The sequence below is a fragment of the Pseudomonas sp. CG7 genome (assembly GCF_023701885.1).
GTDB lineage: Bacteria > Pseudomonadota > Gammaproteobacteria > Pseudomonadales > Pseudomonadaceae > Aquipseudomonas > Aquipseudomonas zanjanensis.
On sequence record NZ_JABAEE010000015.1, the window covers coordinates 69577 to 85964 of the forward strand.

The 16388-nt window shown below is 60.4% G+C and carries 13 protein-coding genes; 9 read left to right on the top strand and 4 right to left on the bottom strand.

The window, feature by feature from the left end; genetic code table 11:
* Positions 1 to 150: 150 nt before the first annotated feature.
* On the bottom strand, positions 151 to 330 hold the full coding sequence (locus HGO40_RS08920; RefSeq protein WP_186705236.1) for a PA1571 family protein: 180 nt from the start codon (positions 328 to 330) through the stop codon (positions 151 to 153).
* A 257-nt stretch (positions 331 to 587) separates the two neighbouring features.
* Here HGO40_RS08920 and HGO40_RS08925 point away from each other — a divergent pair, with 257 nt between their 5' ends.
* Positions 588 to 2354: an ABC transporter transmembrane domain-containing protein gene (locus HGO40_RS08925; RefSeq protein WP_250962691.1), complete on the top strand. Its 1767-nt coding sequence runs from the start codon at positions 588 to 590 to the stop codon at positions 2352 to 2354.
* Positions 2355 to 2559: 205 nt separating this feature from the next.
* Here HGO40_RS08925 and HGO40_RS08930 read toward each other — a convergent pair whose 3' ends face one another.
* Positions 2560 to 4488 carry a transglycosylase SLT domain-containing protein gene (locus HGO40_RS08930; RefSeq protein WP_250962692.1) on the bottom strand — a complete coding sequence of 643 codons (1929 nt, stop codon included), beginning with the start codon at positions 4486 to 4488 and terminating at the stop codon, positions 2560 to 2562.
* Positions 4489 to 4701: 213 nt separating this feature from the next.
* Here HGO40_RS08930 and HGO40_RS08935 point away from each other — a divergent pair, with 213 nt between their 5' ends.
* Positions 4702 to 6618 carry an ATP-binding cassette domain-containing protein gene (locus HGO40_RS08935; RefSeq protein ID WP_186705233.1) on the top strand — a complete coding sequence of 639 codons (1917 nt, stop codon included), beginning with the start codon at positions 4702 to 4704 and terminating at the stop codon, positions 6616 to 6618.
* 126 nt (positions 6619 to 6744) lie between these two features.
* Here HGO40_RS08935 and HGO40_RS08940 read toward each other — a convergent pair whose 3' ends face one another.
* Positions 6745 to 7185: a universal stress protein gene (locus HGO40_RS08940; protein WP_060738415.1), complete on the bottom strand. Its 441-nt coding sequence runs from the start codon at positions 7183 to 7185 to the stop codon at positions 6745 to 6747.
* Between the two features lie 101 nt (positions 7186 to 7286).
* Between HGO40_RS08940 and HGO40_RS08945 the strand changes: the two genes are divergently transcribed.
* From HGO40_RS08945 to HGO40_RS08975, 7 genes are all read left to right on the top strand, one after another.
* Complete coding sequence (locus tag HGO40_RS08945; protein WP_250962693.1) at positions 7287 to 7724, top strand: hypothetical protein; 438 nt, start codon at positions 7287 to 7289, stop codon at positions 7722 to 7724.
* A 612-nt stretch (positions 7725 to 8336) separates the two neighbouring features.
* Positions 8337 to 10484 (top strand): fatty acid oxidation complex subunit alpha FadB, encoded by a 2148-nt coding sequence (gene fadB, locus HGO40_RS08950; RefSeq protein WP_250962694.1) that lies wholly within the window; start codon positions 8337 to 8339, stop codon positions 10482 to 10484.
* Positions 10485 to 10515: 31 nt separating this feature from the next.
* The gene (gene fadA / locus HGO40_RS08955) at positions 10516 to 11691 is read left to right on the top strand and encodes an acetyl-CoA C-acyltransferase FadA (protein ID WP_053120718.1); all 1176 of its coding nucleotides are present in this window, start codon (positions 10516 to 10518) and stop codon (positions 11689 to 11691) included.
* Positions 11692 to 11799: 108 nt separating this feature from the next.
* Positions 11800 to 12036, top strand: a complete 237-nt coding sequence (locus HGO40_RS08960) for a DUF1653 domain-containing protein (RefSeq protein ID WP_003199644.1) — start codon at positions 11800 to 11802, stop codon at positions 12034 to 12036.
* A gap of 115 nt (positions 12037 to 12151) precedes the next feature.
* Entirely contained in the window at positions 12152 to 14764 is a 2613-nt protein-coding gene (gene topA / locus HGO40_RS08965; RefSeq protein ID WP_250962695.1) for a type I DNA topoisomerase, read from the top strand.
* A gap of 214 nt (positions 14765 to 14978) precedes the next feature.
* Positions 14979 to 15503, top strand: a complete 525-nt coding sequence (locus HGO40_RS08970) for a DUF6586 family protein (protein WP_250962696.1) — start codon at positions 14979 to 14981, stop codon at positions 15501 to 15503.
* 106 nt (positions 15504 to 15609) lie between these two features.
* Entirely contained in the window at positions 15610 to 15843 is a 234-nt protein-coding gene (locus tag HGO40_RS08975) for a hypothetical protein (protein WP_250962697.1), read from the top strand.
* A gap of 71 nt (positions 15844 to 15914) precedes the next feature.
* Here HGO40_RS08975 and sulA read toward each other — a convergent pair whose 3' ends face one another.
* Positions 15915 to 16388 carry an SOS-induced cell division inhibitor SulA gene (gene sulA / locus HGO40_RS08980; protein WP_003199648.1) on the bottom strand — a complete coding sequence of 158 codons (474 nt, stop codon included), beginning with the start codon at positions 16386 to 16388 and terminating at the stop codon, positions 15915 to 15917.

A 16388-nucleotide genomic window follows, 5' to 3' on the forward strand; every position in this document is an offset into this window, starting at 1 on the left:
AAAGATCAAAGGATCGCAGGCTTCGCCAGCTCCTACACCGCCCAACGGGAGCAAGCTCCCTCGCCACAAGAGCCTGGTCACAGAAGCCTGCAAAATCAACCGGCATAAAAAACCCGACATCAAGGTCGGGTTCAATCGAGACGGGCTGTATCACTTTTGTTCGGCAGGCTTGACCAGTCGTTTTTCCAGCTCGCCGCAGGCTTTGCGGATCATGTCTTCGGTGATCGGTACTTCGCGCCCTTGTTCATCGATGAACGAGCAGCCCAGAGACTGGTCCGGTTGCGTGCGGATTACTTGAATCTTGTCGTCGCTGCTGTGTTGCAAGGACATGGCCTGTCTCCTCATCAGGTTGTGTGCCTACTTTAATGTCGCCAGGTGACCGAGCCATGACACTCCTTGTAGGTTCATGGCGACACCTCCACTCAATCAGAAATACGGTTGCGTTTCCAGCCAGACTTTAGACCGATAACATCTAGCTGCTAGTCGTGGTGGTCATATTTAACCTGACTCATTCTGATTCAACCGGGTTCCGCTGCGTTTCGACCGCGCGGGCCGGCCTTTTCCCGCTGCATTATCGGACGCCTTTGATGCTTTCTTCCCGACATCGCCGTGCCATACGCCTGGCCAGCGGCTTCATCGCCCCTTATCGCAAACAAGTCGCCGGCGCGTTGCTGGCCTTGATTGTTACCGCCGGCATTACCTTGTCCATGGGCCAAGGCATCCGCTTGCTGGTGGACCAGGGCTTCATGACCCGCTCGCCACACTTGCTCAATCAATCCATCGGCCTGTTCATGGTGCTGGTGGTGGGGCTGGCGATCGGTACGTTTGCACGTTTTTACTGGGTGTCCTGGATCGGTGAGCGGGTGGTGGCCGATATCCGGCGGCAGGTCTTCAACCATCTGGTGTACTTGCACCCAGGCTTTTACGAAAACAACCGCAGTTCGGAAATCCAGTCACGGCTGACCACTGACACGACGTTGCTGCAATCGGTGATCGGTTCGTCGCTGTCGTTGTTTTTGCGCAAGGCCCTGATGGTGGTGGGCGGTATCGTGTTGCTGTTTATCACTAATCCCAAGCTGACCAGCATCGTGGTGATTGCCTTGCCGCTGGTATTGGCGCCCATCCTGATCTTCGGTCGACGAGTGCGCAGCTTGTCACGTGAGAGCCAGGACCGTGTTGCCGACGTCGGCAGCTATGTCTCCGAAACCCTCGGCCAGATCAAGACCGTGCAGGCCTACAACCATCAGGTCCAGGACGAACAACGTTTTTCCGTGACGGTGGAGCAGGCCTTCGACACCGCTCGCAAGCGCATCGCCCAGCGGGCCTGGCTGATCACCTTGGTGATCGTGCTCGTGCTGGGGGCCGTGGGGGTGATGCTCTGGGTCGGTGGCATGGATGTGATCGCCGGGCGGATTTCCGGTGGCGAGCTGGCGGCGTTCGTGTTCTACAGCCTGATCGTCGGCAGTGCCTTCGGGACCCTGAGCGAAGTGATCGGCGAGTTGCAGCGGGCGGCCGGTGCGGCAGAGCGTATAGCCGAGCTGCTGCGTTCGGAGAACATCATCCAGCCGCCGGCCACGGGCCTGGTGACCTTGCCGGTGCGGGTCCGCGGCGATCTGCGCCTTGATGGCGTGCGTTTTTCCTATCCGTCCCGGCCGGACAGTTATGCGGTCGACGGTCTCGACCTGAGCGTCAAGGCCGGCGAGACCCTGGCCCTTGTCGGGCCTGCCGGTGCGGGCAAGTCGACTGTCTACGACTTGCTGTTGCGTTTCTATGATCCGGTGCAAGGGCAGATCCTGATCGACGACGTGCCGTTGACCCAACTCGCTCCGCTGGACCTGCGCCGGCACTTTGCCTTGGTTTCACAGAATCCGGCGCTGTTTTTCGGCACGGTCGAAGAGAACATTCGTTACGGCAATCCCCAGGCGACGCCCGAGCAGGTGCGCGAGGCGGCGCAGATCGCCCATGCCCATGACTTCATCGAAAAAATGCCTGATGGCTACCAGACTCACCTGGGCGACGGCGGCCTGGGCTTGTCCGGCGGCCAGTGCCAACGCCTGGCCATCGCCCGCGCCTTGCTGGTGGACGCACCGATCCTGCTGCTGGACGAAGCCACCAGCGCCCTCGATGCGCAAAGCGAACACCTTATCCAGCAAGCCTTGCCGAGCTTGATGAAAAACCGCACCACCCTGGTCATTGCCCATCGCCTGGCCACGGTGAAAAACGCCGACCGGATCGCGGTGATGGACCAGGGTAAGGTGGTTGCTGTGGGCACTCATCAGGAGCTTGTCGCCAGCAATGCGCTGTATGCGCGGTTGGCGGCGTTGCAGTTCAATCAGCACGGCGAGGATGTTTAGTGAGTTTGATGTGTTGAGATCAATGTGGGAGCGAGCCTGCTCGCGATAGCGGCTGATCAGCAACAAAGATGCTGACTGTCACACCGCTATCGCGAGCAGGCTCGCTCCCACAGGGATCAGCAACCGACCCAGTAACCGAGCAAAAAAATGCCCGCTTCCTTCGAGGCGGGCATTTTTTCTTCTCAAGAACAGCTTGCGCTAATACTCACTGATCATCGAAATACCGCTCATGCCAGTCCACCAGCGGTTGCGGTGAGTTGAGCTTCTGGCCGTAGATCACCGAATATGACAACACGTTCTGCACGTATTGGCGGGTTTCGTCGAATGGAATACTTTCCACCCAGACGTCGAAGCTCAGGTGATCGGCACCGCGCAACCATTGGCGCACGCGACCGGGGCCGGCGTTGTAGGCCGCCGAGGCGAGGACTCGGTTGCCGTTGAACTGGCTGTGAACCTGGCTCAGGTAGGCCGCGCCCAACTGGATGTTCTTGTCCGGGTTCAAGACTTGTTGAGGGGAGGCCAGGGGAATGCTGAACTTGCGCGCGGTTTCCTTGGCGGTGCCAGGCATCAGTTGCATCAGACCGGCGGCGCCGACGCTGGAGCGGGCGTCGTCCATGAAGGCGCGTTCCTGGCGAGTGATTGCGAACACCCAGCTCGAATGCAGGCCACGCACCTTGGCTTCGCGCACCAGGGTGTCGCGGTGGGCCATCGGGAAACGGATGTCCAGGTCGTCCCAGTACTTGGCCTGGCTGATGGTGCGAATGGCCGGGAAATACCATTTCAGGTCATAGGCCAGTTTCGCCTGGGCGACCATTTCGTCCCGGTTGAAATGCCGGCTGACGTGATACCACTCGCGGCGTCCGTCCACGATGTCCCCACGGGCATGAAACTCCAGCGCCCGGCGCACGCCCGGTGTGTTGCGCACCTTATTGATCAGCGCCTGGCTCATCACCAGTGGCTTGTTGACGAGGGAATACGGCGACTGGGAGCGGTCGGCGGCCAGGAACCCATAGAAGTCCCGCTCACGGGCCAGGTGCTTGTAGAGCGCCAGGGCCTCGGGGTTTTGCGGCTGCGCCAGCTCCAGCGTACGGGCTTGCCAGTAGCGCCAGCGGTTGGTGCTGGCCAGCGACTCGGGCAGGCGGCGGGTCAGTTGGTAGGCATCGTCCCAACGGGCCAGGCGCAGCAGCAGGCGCAAGCGCCACTCCGAAACGGTGTCGTCGCGCAGTTCCGGGTCGTATTTGGTCATCACGTCCAAGGCGCGGCTGTCGAAGCGCTTGGCCAGGGTCAAGCCGATTTCCCGGGCAATCGCGACTTTTTCATCCCGGGAAAAATGCATGGTGCTGGCGTAGCCATCCAGCAGCGTCATGGCTTTTTCCGGATCCTGGCGGGCCAGGCGACGCAGGCCGAGGCTGACGATATCGGACATCGGTTCATCGGCCGGGCTGAAACGCGAGGGTTGGTTGAGCAGCTCAGGTTTCTGCGCCACGTCCACCAGCAACTTGCCACGGGGGGCGAGGGTGGTCAGGCCGCTGACCAGGCTGTTGGCCAGCGGATAATTGCGCGCCTGGGCAGCCAGCTTGGTGCGCTCCCAGCGTTTCTGCTCGGTCAACTGGCCTTGGGATGCCCATAGGCCGAACAACGCGTCGCAGGCCTGGGGCTGTGACTTGCCGGTGAGCCAGAGCTTTTCGGCATTGGCATAGCCTTCGGCCTTAAGGCCATGGCTGAGCTGGTACTGAGCGTTGAGGCAGTCCAGTTCGGTGAAGTTGAGCTTGGGGTCGTAATACTTGACGAAGGTCGCCCAATCGCCGCGCTCGGCCAGCCAGCGTAACCAACGCAGCTTCATCCAGTTGGCCTGGGGCAGGTCACCGTGCTCGGCGAGGAATTTTTCGATTTCGGCGTTGCTGGCGCTCTTGAGGCGAGCGGTCAGTTCGTCGTAGGCCAGGTACGGCTCCAGCGGGTAATCGCGCAAGGCCTGGCTGTAGCGAAAGTAAGGGCCGGAATCACCCTTGGCCAAGGCCCGCTTGGCCTCGTTGTAATACTGGCGCTGAGTGGAAATATCCACCGCCTGAGCGGATTGAACGGCAGTGGCACATACAAAAAGACACGATAAAACACTGAAAAGGCGACTGCGCATGAGACGTCCGGGCAGAAAAAACATGACAAGCCCAAGGGTTAACCCAGGGTAACTGTCTGTAGCTTAGCCTTTTGCCAGCAGCCGGCGAAAGCTTTGCAGGGCTGTCGGTGCAAGTTCGCAACATTTGTCGTGCAGAGTGCTTCAGTGGCGAAATTGGCGGACCCTTGAGGCCTCATCTCAGGTAGAATGCGCGCCCGGTTTTTGGAGAAGCTCATGACCCTGCTCAAATTCAGCGATGTGTCCCTTGCTTTCGGCGCTATGCCGTTGTTGGACAAGGTGTCCTGGCAGATCGCCCGTGGTGAGCGGGTGTGCATCATCGGCCGCAACGGCACTGGCAAGTCCAGCATGATGAAGCTGGTCAAGGGCGATCAAAAGCCTGACGACGGCTCGGTCTGGCGTGCGCCGGGCCTGAAGATCGGCGAATTGCCCCAGGAATTGCCGGTGGCCGACGAGCGGACCGTGTTCGACGTGGTTGCCGAAGGCCTGGACGGTGTCGGCGCGCTGTTGGCCGAGTATCACCATCTGAGCCAGAACATCGTCACCGACGCCGACCTGGACAAGTTGATGCACGTGCAGCACGACCTCGAGGCCCGCGACGGCTGGCGTCTGCAGCAACTGGTCGACAGCACCCTGAGCCGCCTGCAATTGCCGGCCGACAAGACCCTCGCCGAGTTGTCCGGCGGTTGGCGTCGCCGCGTCCTGCTGGCCCAGGCCCTGGTCTCCGAGCCCGACCTGCTGCTGCTCGACGAACCGACCAACCACCTGGACATCGGCGCCATCGCCTGGCTTGAAGAAGCCCTGAAGGACTTCCAGGGGGCGGTGCTGTTCATCACCCACGACCGTTCCTTCCTGCAGAACCTGGCGACGCGCATCCTTGAACTGGACCGCGGCGGCCTGATCGATTGGAACGGCGACTACGCCAGCTTCCTGGTGCACAAGGAAGCGGCGCTGGCGGCGGAAGAAACCGCCAATGCCCTGTTCGATAAGAAACTGGCCCAGGAAGAAGTCTGGATTCGCCAGGGCATCAAGGCTCGTCGCACCCGCAACGAAGGCCGAGTGCGGGCCCTCAAGGCCTTGCGCGTTGAGCGCAGCGAGCGCCGTGAACGTACCGGCAAGGCCAATATCCAGTTGGATACTGCCGACAAGTCCGGCAAGCAGGTGATGGTCCTTGAGAACGTGAGCTTTGCCCACCCTGGCGGCCCGTTCCTGATCAAGGACTTCTCCATGGTCCTGCAGCGTGGCGATCGCATCGGTTTGCTAGGGGCCAACGGCACCGGCAAGACGACTTTGCTCAAGCTGATGCTTGGCGGCCTGGTGCCGACCAATGGCAAGGTGGAGGAGGGTACGAAGATCGACGTTGCCTACTTCGACCAGTTGCGTCATCAGTTGGACCTGGAAAAGACCGTGATCGACAACGTGGCCGAAGGCCGCGATTTCATCGACATCGATGGCCAGAGCCGTCACGTGTTGAGCTACCTCGGCGATTTCCTGTTCAGTCCACAGCGTGCCCGTACGCCGGTCAAGGCGCTGTCGGGCGGTGAGCGCGCCCGTCTGTTGCTGGCCAAGCTGTTCAGCAAGCCAGCGAACCTGCTGGTGCTCGACGAACCGACCAACGACCTGGACGTGGAAACCCTGGAGTTGCTGGAAGAAGTGCTGTTGACCTTCAACGGCACCGTCCTGATGGTCAGTCACGACCGGGCATTCCTCGACAACGTGGTCACCAGCACCCTGGTGTTCGAAGGCGAAGGCCTGGTGCGTGAATACGTCGGTGGTTATCAGGACTGGCTGCGCCAGGGCGGCTCGCCGCGTCTGCTTGGGGTCACCGAGAGCAAGTCCGGCAAGGCCGACCTGAATTCGGCGGTGGTCAAGGCCGAGCCCGCGCCGGTTGCCGCCGCAGCTCCGGCCCCCGCGAAGAAAAAGCTCAGCTACAAACTGCAGCGCGAGCTGGAGGCTCTGCCGGGCGATATCGATGCGAAGGAGCAGCAGATCGCCGCGGTGGAAGCCGAAATGGCCGACGCCGGGTTCTACCAGCGGCCTGCTGCCGAAACCGCCAAGGTTATCGCGCAGTTGGAACAACTGCAGGCCGAGCTGGATGCATTGGTCGAGCGCTGGGCCGAGCTGGACGCTTGATCCATTGAGATAAGAAACCAATCCCTGTGGGAGCGAGCCTGCTCGCGATAGCGGTCGATCAGCGCCATTGGGCTTGGCTGACACACCGCTTTCGCGCGCAGGCTCGCTCCCACAGGGGTATATGGCTCAGGTGCGCTTGACCAAGTGCACCGCCAGCACATCGCAAGGCGCGCCATGCAGCACATCGTTGGCAGTCGAGCCCAGCAGCAACGCCAGGCCATGGCGACCATGGCTGCCGACGACAATCAGGTCGCAACCCTGTTCCTTGGCCAGGTGATGGATCTCCTGGCGTGGCTGGCCGTAGGTCAAGTGGCTGAACTCCTTCTTCAGGGCCGGGTATTTCACGATCAGTCGGTCAAGGCGTTCCTTGGCCTGGTCGAATTGCTGCTGCTGCAACTGGGAAAGGTCCATCGGCACGTCGCCGCCGAAGGCCATGGCCATTGGTTCGACGATATGCACCAGCGACAGCTGGGTGTCTCGGCCTTCGCAAAGGGCGAGGGCGCGCTTGACGACCGGATCGCATTCTTCAGTGAGGTCAACGGCGACCAGAACGTGGTTGTAGTACATGGAAGGCACTCCAGAGAATTGCGATACGGTAAGTATGGCTGGTTTCAAGCGCATTGACGGCGACCTGGGTCAATGGCTCATCAGAATCGGGGAGTACGAATATGACGGTCTGGATAGTGCTGTCAATCCTGTTGGTGGTGTTAAGTCCATTGGCATGGTTGCGTCCGTCCCGTGTACAGAGCGGTCGCATGGCCCTGCGCATGGAAGCGCGACGCCTGGGCCTGGCCATGCAACTGGCGCCACAGGAGTGGCCGCACTGGCTCGGCCAGCAGCCGCCAAACCCCTGTGCCCAGTACTATCGGCCTCGGCGAGGCAACCAGCCGGCCTGTTGGAGCTATTGGCAAACGGCACCGGGCGTCTGGGCCAATCAGTGGCGGGAAGTCTGCCAGGATGAGTCCTTGCTCAATCATTTCGAAAAATTGCCGGCCAACGTCTACAAAGTCGAAGCCGACCGGCAAATGATTGCGGTGTACGGGGGCGAAAAAGGCGAAGCCAGTGTTTTGCAAGACATTGCCAGCACGCTCAAGGCGCTGGCCTGAGCGACTTTGGCTGCGTAGGAGCTGTCGAGCGAAGCGAGGCTGCGATCTTTGCCCTGGCCATTGGGTCTCAAGTGAAAGATCAAAAGATCGTCCGAACGCGGCCCGAGCCTTCGGCAGCTCCTACTGGCATAAAAAAGCCCGACAGTTTCATCGGGCGGTTGGCCAGGCAGGCCGGTAATCCATCTCGTGTCGGGGCGTGCGTTCGCAGCGCCCTTCGTTCCTGAAATTTCAATCGCGCTCCCGACAGCGTAGTCGGCTGGACCCGATATGTCTGGAATTAGGGCGATTTTTCTAATGATTGATCCTATGAATAGCTGCACATGCGGCGCCGTGTTGCGGATCCGTACGGTACGGAAATGACCGTAAAGTCGCGTTCTCGCCCGTGTTTAGGGCGATTGACAATTGTCGGAAATTCCGTGAAGGTGACGTACCCAAATCAAACGGGCGTATGAATTGAGCGTTTGTATTTTCAGAACGCTCCTACAGACCCCGACTATCGCGTTGACGGGTGTGCCTGGCGGATTGGCGTAGCATCGACGGTAACGTCAGTGTCGAACCAGTGGCCAGCGTCCAACGTGTACTGTTCAGCTTCCATATCGTGGAGATCAGTTGATGATTTACGAAGGTAAAGCCATCACGGTTAAGGCTCTTGAAAGTGGCATCGTCGAACTGAAATTCGACCTCAAGGGTGAGTCCGTCAACAAGTTCAACCGTCTAACCCTGAATGAATTGCGTCAGGCCGTAGACACTATCAAGGCAGATGCTTCGATCAAGGGTGTGATCGTCAGCAGCGGCAAGGACGTGTTCATCGTCGGTGCCGACATCACCGAATTCGTCGACAACTTCAAGCTGCCCGATGCCGAACTGATCGCTGGCAACCTCGAAGCCAACCGTATTTTCAGCGACTTCGAAGACCTCAACGTACCGACCGTCGCGGCCATCAACGGCATCGCCCTGGGTGGCGGCCTGGAGATGTGCCTGGCGGCGGATTACCGCGTCATGGCCACCACGGCCAAGATCGGCCTGCCGGAAGTCAAGCTGGGTATCTACCCGGGCTTCGGCGGTACCGTGCGCCTGCCGCGCCTGATCGGTGCCGACAATGCCATCGAGTGGATTGCCGCCGGCAAGGAAAACCGTGCCGAAGACGCACTGAAAGTCGGCGCCGTGGATGCGGTGGTCGAACCTGGCAAGCTCCAGGAAGCGGCCCTTGAAACCATCAAGCGCGCCATCAGCGGCGAGTTCGACTACAAGGCCAAGCGCCAGCCGAAGCTGGAAAAGCTCAAGCTCAACGCCATCGAACAAATGATGGCCTTCGAAACCGCCAAGGGTTTCGTGGCCGGACAAGCTGGCCCGAACTACCCGGCGCCGGTCGAAGCGATCAAGACTATCCAGAAAGCCGCAAGCTTCGGTCGCGACAAGGCCTTGGAAGTCGAGGCCGCCGGCTTCGTCAAGCTGGCCAAGACCTCGGCTGCGCAAAGCCTGATCGGCCTGTTCCTCAACGACCAGGAACTGAAGAAAAAGGCCAAGGCCTACGACGAAATCGCCCGTGACGTGAAGCAGGCCGCCGTGCTCGGCGCCGGCATCATGGGCGGCGGCATCGCCTACCAGTCGGCGTCCAAGGGCACGCCGATCCTGATGAAGGACATCAACGAACACGGGATCGAGCAGGGCCTGGCCGAAGCCGCCAAGCTGCTGGTCGGTCGCGTCGACAAGGGGCGCATGACCGCCGCGAAGATGGCCGAAGTGCTCAACGGCATTCGTCCGACGCTGTCCTATGGCGATTTCGGCCATGTCGACCTGGTGGTCGAAGCGGTTGGCGAGAACCCGAAGGTCAAGCAGGCGGTACTGGCTGAAGTCGAAGACAAGGTCAAGGAGGACACCATCCACGCCTCGAACACCTCAACCATCTCCATCTCGCTGCTGGCCAAGGCCCTCAAGCGTCCGGAGAACTTCGTCGGCATGCACTTCTTCAACCCGGTGCACATGATGCCGCTGGTGGAAGTGATCCGTGGCGAGAAGTCCAGTGAGCTGGCTGTTGCCACCACCGTGGCCTACGCCAAGAAAATGGGCAAGAACCCGATCGTCGTCAACGATTGCCCGGGTTTCCTGGTCAACCGCGTGCTGTTCCCATACTTCGGCGGTTTCGCCAAGCTGGTCAGCGCCGGTGTGGACTTCGTGCGCATCGACAAGATCATGGAAAAATTCGGCTGGCCGATGGGCCCGGCGTACCTGATGGACGTGGTCGGCATCGACACCGGCCACCACGGTCGCGACGTCATGGCTGAAGGCTTCCCGGACCGCATGAAAGACGACCGTCGTTCGGCTGTCGACGTGCTCTACGAAGCCAAGCGCCTGGGCCAGAAGAATGGTAAGGGCTTCTACGCCTACGAGACCGACAAGCGCGGCAAGCAGAAGAAAGTCGCCGATGCGTCGGTGCTGGAAGTGCTCAAGCCGATCGTCTACGAGCAGCGCGACGTCACCGACGAGGACATCATCAACTGGATGATGATCCCGCTGTGCCTCGAAACCGTGCGTTGCCTGGAAGACGGCATTGTCGAAACCGCCGCCGAAGCCGACATGGGTCTGGTCTACGGTATCGGTTTCCCTCCATTCCGTGGCGGTGCGCTGCGTTACATCGATTCGATCGGTGTGGCCGAGTTCGTTGCCCTGGCTGACCAGTACGCTGATCTGGGCGCGCTGTACCACCCGACCGCGAAGCTGCGTGAAATGGCCAAGAACGGCCAACGCTTCTTCGGTTAAGCGCCCAACGACTAGAGCGAGAGAACATTTTATGAGCTTGAATCCTAGAGACGTCGTGATCGTCGACTTCGGTCGTACGCCGATGGGCCGCTCCAAGGGCGGCATGCACCGCAACACCCGCGCCGAAGACATGTCGGCGCACCTGATCAGCAAGCTGCTGGAGCGCAACGTCAAGGTCGACCCCAACGAAGTCGAAGACGTGATCTGGGGCTGTGTGAACCAGACCCTGGAGCAGGGCTGGAACATCGCCCGCATGGCCTCGCTGATGACCCAGATTCCTCACACCGCGGCCGGCCAGACCGTCAGTCGCCTGTGTGGTTCGTCCATGAGCGCGCTGCACACCGCCGCCCAGGCGATCATGACCGGCAACGGCGATGTGTTCGTCGTCGGTGGTGTCGAGCACATGGGCCACGTGAGCATGATGCACGGCGTCGATCCGAACCCGCACATGTCGCTGTACGCGGCCAAGGCCTCGGGCATGATGGGCCTGACTGCGGAAATGCTGGGCAAGATGCACGGCATCAGCCGCGAACAGCAGGACGCCTTTGGCGTGCGTTCCCACCAGCTCGCCCACAAGGCGACCGTGGAAGGCAAGTTCAAGGACGAGATCATCCCGATGCAGGGCTATGACGAGAATGGCTTCCTGAAGCTGTTCGACTACGACGAAACCATTCGTCCGGAAACCACCCTGGAAAGCCTGGCGGCCCTGAAGCCGGCCTTCAATCCGAAGGGTGGCACCGTGACAGCTGGCACTTCATCGCAGATCACCGACGGTGCCTCGTGCATGATCGTGATGTCGGCCCAGCGTGCCCAGGACCTGGGTATCCAGCCGATGGCAGTGATTCGTTCGATGGCCGTGGCGGGTGTGGACCCGGCGATCATGGGCTATGGTCCAGTACCGGCCACGCAGAAAGCCTTGAAGCGTGCAGGCCTGAGTATCGCCGATATCGACTTCTTCGAGCTCAACGAAGCTTTCGCCGCACAGGCCCTGCCGGTGCTGAAAGATTTGAAAGTGCTCGACAAGATGAACGAGAAGGTTAACCTGCACGGCGGTGCGATCGCCCTGGGTCATCCGTTCGGTTGCTCCGGTGCGCGTATCTCCGGCACGCTGCTCAACGTCATGAAGCAGAATGGCGGCACCTTCGGTGTCTCGACCATGTGCATTGGCCTCGGCCAAGGCATCGCCACTGTCTTCGAACGCGTCTAAGCGTTGCGTCGATGGAAGCCGGGGCCAAGTGCCCCGGTTTTTGTTTTTTCGGGGTTAGTAGACAAAGATTTGTTTTTATTTTGAAAAGATTTGAGTGAGGGCCAAAGCATGCCGATACAACCTGGGCTCTACCAGCATTACAAAGGTCCTCAGTACCGCGTATTCAGCATTGCGCGGCATTCCGAGACCGAGGAAGAAGTGGTCTTCTATCAAGCCCTGTATGGCGATTACGGCTTTTGGGTGCGTCCCTTGAGCATGTTCGAGGAGTCCGTCGAGGTTGACGGCGAACAGGTGCCACGCTTTGCTTTGGTGCAGGCCGAGGAGAGCATTTTTTCCAAGCCTTGAGGCCGGCATGCGGGCAACCCTGCGCTTGACCTCACCTTGCAGCCACTATATATAGCGGTGCCGCGTCAGGCGCCAACCGCCTTTCACTTTTTAGAATTCAGGAATTTTCTGATCCATGGGCAAATCGCTGGTCATTGTGGAATCCCCGGCTAAGGCCAAGACCATCAACAAGTATCTGGGCAACCAATACGTGGTGAAGTCGAGTATCGGCCATATCCGAGACCTGCCCACCAGCGGTTCGGCTAGCGCCAGTAAGGAGCCAGCCGCCAAGCGCGGCAAGGCTGCTGCCGGTGAAGCGCCGGCGCTGTCGCCGAAAGACAAGGCGCGCAAGCAGCTGGTCTCACGCATGGGGGTCGATCCGGAACACGGCTGGAAAGCCAAGTACGAGATCCTCCCAGGCAAGGAAAAGGTCATCGAAGAACTGCGTCGGCTCGCCAAGGATGCCGCCACCATCTATCTCGCGACGGACTTGGACCGCGAAGGGGAAGCCATTGCCTGGCACCTGCGCGAAGCCATTGGTGGGGATGACAGCCGCTACAAGCGCGTGGTGTTCAACGAAATCACCAAGAAGGCCATCCAGGAAGCCTTCTCCCAGCCGGGCGAGCTGGATATCGATCGGGTCAACGCCCAACAGGCGCGGCGTTTCCTCGACCGTGTGGTGGGCTACATGGTTTCGCCGCTGCTGTGGGCCAAGATCGCCCGCGGCCTGTCGGCTGGTCGCGTGCAGTCGGTCGCCGTGAAGCTGGTGGTGGAGCGCGAGCGGGAAATCCGGGCGTTCATCCCTGAAGAGTACTGGGAAATCCACGCCGACCTCGGCACTGCCAAAGGCGCGACTGTGCGCTTCGACGTGGCCCGCGAGAAGGGTGAAGCCTTCAAGCCGCTCAATGAAGCCCAGGCCATGGCGGCGCTGGAGAAGCTCAAGGCGTCCAGCTACAGCATCGTCAAGCGCGAGGACAAGCCGACCAGCAGCAAGCCGTCCGCGCCGTTCATCACTTCCACGCTGCAACAGGCCGCGAGCAATCGCCTGGGCTTTGGCGTGAAGAAAACCATGATGATGGCCCAGCGTTTGTACGAAGCCGGCTACATCACTTACATGCGTACCGACTCGACGAACCTGTCGGCCGATGCCGTGGCGATGGCGCGCACTTATATAGAAAGCGAGTTCGGCAAGAAGTACCTGCCGGACACGCCGAACGTCTACAGCAGCAAGGAAGGCGCACAGGAGGCTCACGAAGCGATTCGTCCGTCCGATGCCAACACCGAGCCAAGCAAGCTGTCGGGCATGGAGCGCGATGCCGAGCGTCTCTACGAGCTGATCTGGCGCCAGTTCCTGGCCTGCCAGATGCTGCCGGCGCAATACCTGTCCACCACGGTCAGCGTCGGTGCTGGCGACTTCGAGCTGCGCGCCAAGGGGCGCATCCTGAAGTTCGACGGCTACACCCGCGTCATGCCGCAGATCACCAAGCCTGGGGATGACGATGTCCTGCCGGACATGGCCCAGGGCGACGTGATGAAGCTGATCAAGCTCGATCCGACCCAGCACTTCACCAAGCCGCCGGCCCGTTACTCCGAAGCCAGCCTGGTCAAGGAAATGGAAAAACGCGGCATCGGCCGTCCTTCGACCTATGCCGCGATCATTTCCACCATCCAGGACCGCGGTTATGTGGCGCTGCACAACCGTCGTTTCTATTCGGAAAAGATGGGGGACATCGTCACCGAACGTCTGTCCGAGAGCTTCTCGAACCTGATGGACTACGGCTTCACCGCCGGCATGGAAGAAAACCTCGACGACGTGGCTCAGGGCGAACGGGACTGGAAAAATGTCCTCGACGAATTCTATGGCGACTTCAAGAAAAAACTCGAAGTAGCCGAAAGCCCTGACAGCGGCATGCGCGCCAACCAGCCGGTCATGACCGACATCCCGTGCCTGACCTGCGGGCGTCCGATGCAAATCCGTACCGCCTCGACTGGCGTGTTTCTCGGTTGCTCGGGCTACAGCCTGCCGCCCAAGGAGCGCTGCAAGGCTACCGTCAACCTGGTGCCGGGCGACGAAATCGCTGCGGACGACGAGGGCGAGTCGGAATCCCTGGTACTGCGCGGCAAGCATCGCTGCCCGATCTGCAGCACGGCGATGGATGCCTACCTGCTGGATGAAAAGCGCAAGCTGCACATCTGCGGTAACAACCCGGACTGTGCCGGATACGAGATTGAAGAGGGCACTTATCGCATCAAGGGCTACGAAGGCCCGAGCCTGGAATGCGACAAGTGTGGCAGCGAGATGCAGCTCAAGACCGGCCGTTTCGGCAAGTTCTTCGGTTGCACCAACCCGACCTGCAAGAACACCCGCAAACTGCTCAAGAGCGGTGACGCGGCGCCGCCGAAGATGGACCCGGTGAAGATGCCTGAGCTCAAATGCGAGAAGGTCAACGACACCTACATCCTGCGTGACGGCGCCTCCGGCCTGTTCCTGGCAGCCAGCCAGTTCCCGAAAAACCGCGAGACCCGTGCGCCATTGGTGATGGAGATCGTGCCGCACAAGGACGAGATCGATCCGAAGTACCATTTCCTCTGTGAAGCACCGCAGAAGGATCCGGAAGGGCGTCCAGCGGTCATTCGCTACAGCCGCAAGACCAAGGAGCAGTACGTGCAAACTGAAGTCGATGGCAAGCCGACCGGCTGGAAGGCCTATTACGACGGCGGTAAGTGGACGGTTGAAGACAAGCGTTGATTGAACGCCTGTTTAGGCGAGACCCCCATGGCGATGGAGCTTGCTCCCGCTGGGCGGCACAGCCATCCTCGATAGGGCCCGACTGAACAAAAAGGCCACATGACAACCATAGGTTTTCATGTGGCCTTTTTGTTTTTGGCTTGCAGTGGCCTTGGTTGATCCACGACACTGTCGCACTTGCGTGAAGCTTTCATTTCGTTGGGGAGATGCCGCCATGGCCCACGAACTCTATACCCGCACCAATCAGAAAATCTATTTCGCCGGTCTGTCGCTCGAAGCGCTCACCCGGGCCGAAGACGGGCGTGCGATGAATTCCCCGGCGCTGCTCCAGGCAGGGCGTGAGTCCGCGCTGTTTCACCTATACGGTGCGTTGTTGGGGTTATGCCATGAAATCGCGGGTTTCTATCGCCTGCCACACGCGAATGCGCCGCGGGCCGAGCTGCTGTTGACCCGCGAAGTGCTGGAAACCCTCGCCATCCCGGAAATCGCCGAAATGGTCGAGCTGGCACACAACCCGGAACCCTGGCTGGCAAAGCTGTTGGCGGCCCCTGCGGCGCTGATCGAGCCGCCCCGAGCCCCGCGCAAGCCCAAGGGGGACGTGACCCAGCCGTTGATCGTGGCGGTCAATCTGGACGAGCAGGATCCCGAGCAGGAGCTGAGCCGGGAAGAGCTGGAGAGCTGGCGCCAGAACCTCAAGAGCTTGGCGATACGCTTTCGTGAAGGGTTGAACGAGTGCTGAGTTTCCCTTCGGCCCTTTACGTCCATTGATAACGCTTGGTCAAGATCCCGAGCGGAGCCTGGCCGATGACTATATAATCCTCGCCTTTCGTGGAGAACAGACTTTTATGCCTACGTCCTTTCTAGAAATTGTCGAACTTCCTGATGGCCGCATCGAGCTGCGCAGGGCCGAGGACGAGGGTTCTCTGGTTACCCTGAACTTCTCCGAAGATGCCAAGGTGTTCCTCCAAGGCCAACACGTCGAAGTCGCCAAGGCGATGCTGAGCGTGGGCGTCCAGATGGCCGGTCGCCTGGTTGAAGGCGAATTCAACAAGGACGAGGGGCCGCGGGTCCTTCATTAATCCCGCCTGTCGGCTTTTTTGAATAATGTGACTGACCGGCTTCTCTGTCTTGGAGAAGCCCAGCGTTTGTCTTAGCCCAATCGAATATTCAGGCTTTGTGCGTCCCCGGTGCGGGCGGCGCTGATCAACTGTTGCCGTGCGGTCGCGGTCAATGGGTTGAGCCAACTGACCACGGTGTGGCTACGGCCCAGGCGCAAGGCTTCGCAGGTCAACTGTTGGGCGCTCTGGGTGCCCCGTGGCTGCAGCAACAGGATGCGTTCACGGTTCAGGCCGGCATCCCGCAGCCAGGCCTGGGTAACGCTGGCCGGTGGCGCGATCAGCGTCAACCAGCGAGCATCCTGGTCCTGGCTGAGTTCTCGCAGAATCGGCGCCAGCAGGTTCAGGCAGTTTCCGGCCGCACCACGTAACGACAGTTCGCTGAAAGCCTCGGGTTCGACGCCCCAGGGCGACTCGATGACCTCTTTCAGGACTGGAACCAGCGGTTGGGCCATGAATGCCTCGAACAGCGGAAGTTGTGTGTGTTGTGGTGTGTGAGGGAACTGCAT

Excerpts from the sequence above, each read along its gene's own strand:
- HGO40_RS08920 (WP_186705236.1), bottom strand. The coding sequence starts at position 330 with ATGTCCTTGCAACACAGCAGCGACGACAAGATTCAAGTAATCCGCACG.
- HGO40_RS08925 (WP_250962691.1), top strand. The coding sequence starts at position 588 with ATGCTTTCTTCCCGACATCGCCGTGCCATACGCCTGGCCAGCGGCTTC.
- HGO40_RS08930 (WP_250962692.1), bottom strand. The coding sequence starts at position 4,488 with ATGCGCAGTCGCCTTTTCAGTGTTTTATCGTGTCTTTTTGTATGTGCC.
- HGO40_RS08935 (WP_186705233.1), top strand. The coding sequence starts at position 4,702 with ATGACCCTGCTCAAATTCAGCGATGTGTCCCTTGCTTTCGGCGCTATG.
- HGO40_RS08940 (WP_060738415.1), bottom strand. The coding sequence starts at position 7,185 with ATGTACTACAACCACGTTCTGGTCGCCGTTGACCTCACTGAAGAATGC.
- HGO40_RS08945 (WP_250962693.1), top strand. The coding sequence starts at position 7,287 with ATGACGGTCTGGATAGTGCTGTCAATCCTGTTGGTGGTGTTAAGTCCA.
- fadB (WP_250962694.1), top strand. The coding sequence starts at position 8,337 with ATGATTTACGAAGGTAAAGCCATCACGGTTAAGGCTCTTGAAAGTGGC.
- fadA (WP_053120718.1), top strand. The coding sequence starts at position 10,516 with ATGAGCTTGAATCCTAGAGACGTCGTGATCGTCGACTTCGGTCGTACG.
- HGO40_RS08960 (WP_003199644.1), top strand. The coding sequence starts at position 11,800 with ATGCCGATACAACCTGGGCTCTACCAGCATTACAAAGGTCCTCAGTAC.
- topA (WP_250962695.1), top strand. The coding sequence starts at position 12,152 with ATGGGCAAATCGCTGGTCATTGTGGAATCCCCGGCTAAGGCCAAGACC.
- HGO40_RS08970 (WP_250962696.1), top strand. The coding sequence starts at position 14,979 with ATGGCCCACGAACTCTATACCCGCACCAATCAGAAAATCTATTTCGCC.
- HGO40_RS08975 (WP_250962697.1), top strand. The coding sequence starts at position 15,610 with ATGCCTACGTCCTTTCTAGAAATTGTCGAACTTCCTGATGGCCGCATC.
- sulA (WP_003199648.1), bottom strand. The coding sequence starts at position 16,388 with ATGCAGTTCCCTCACACACCACAACACACACAACTTCCGCTGTTCGAG.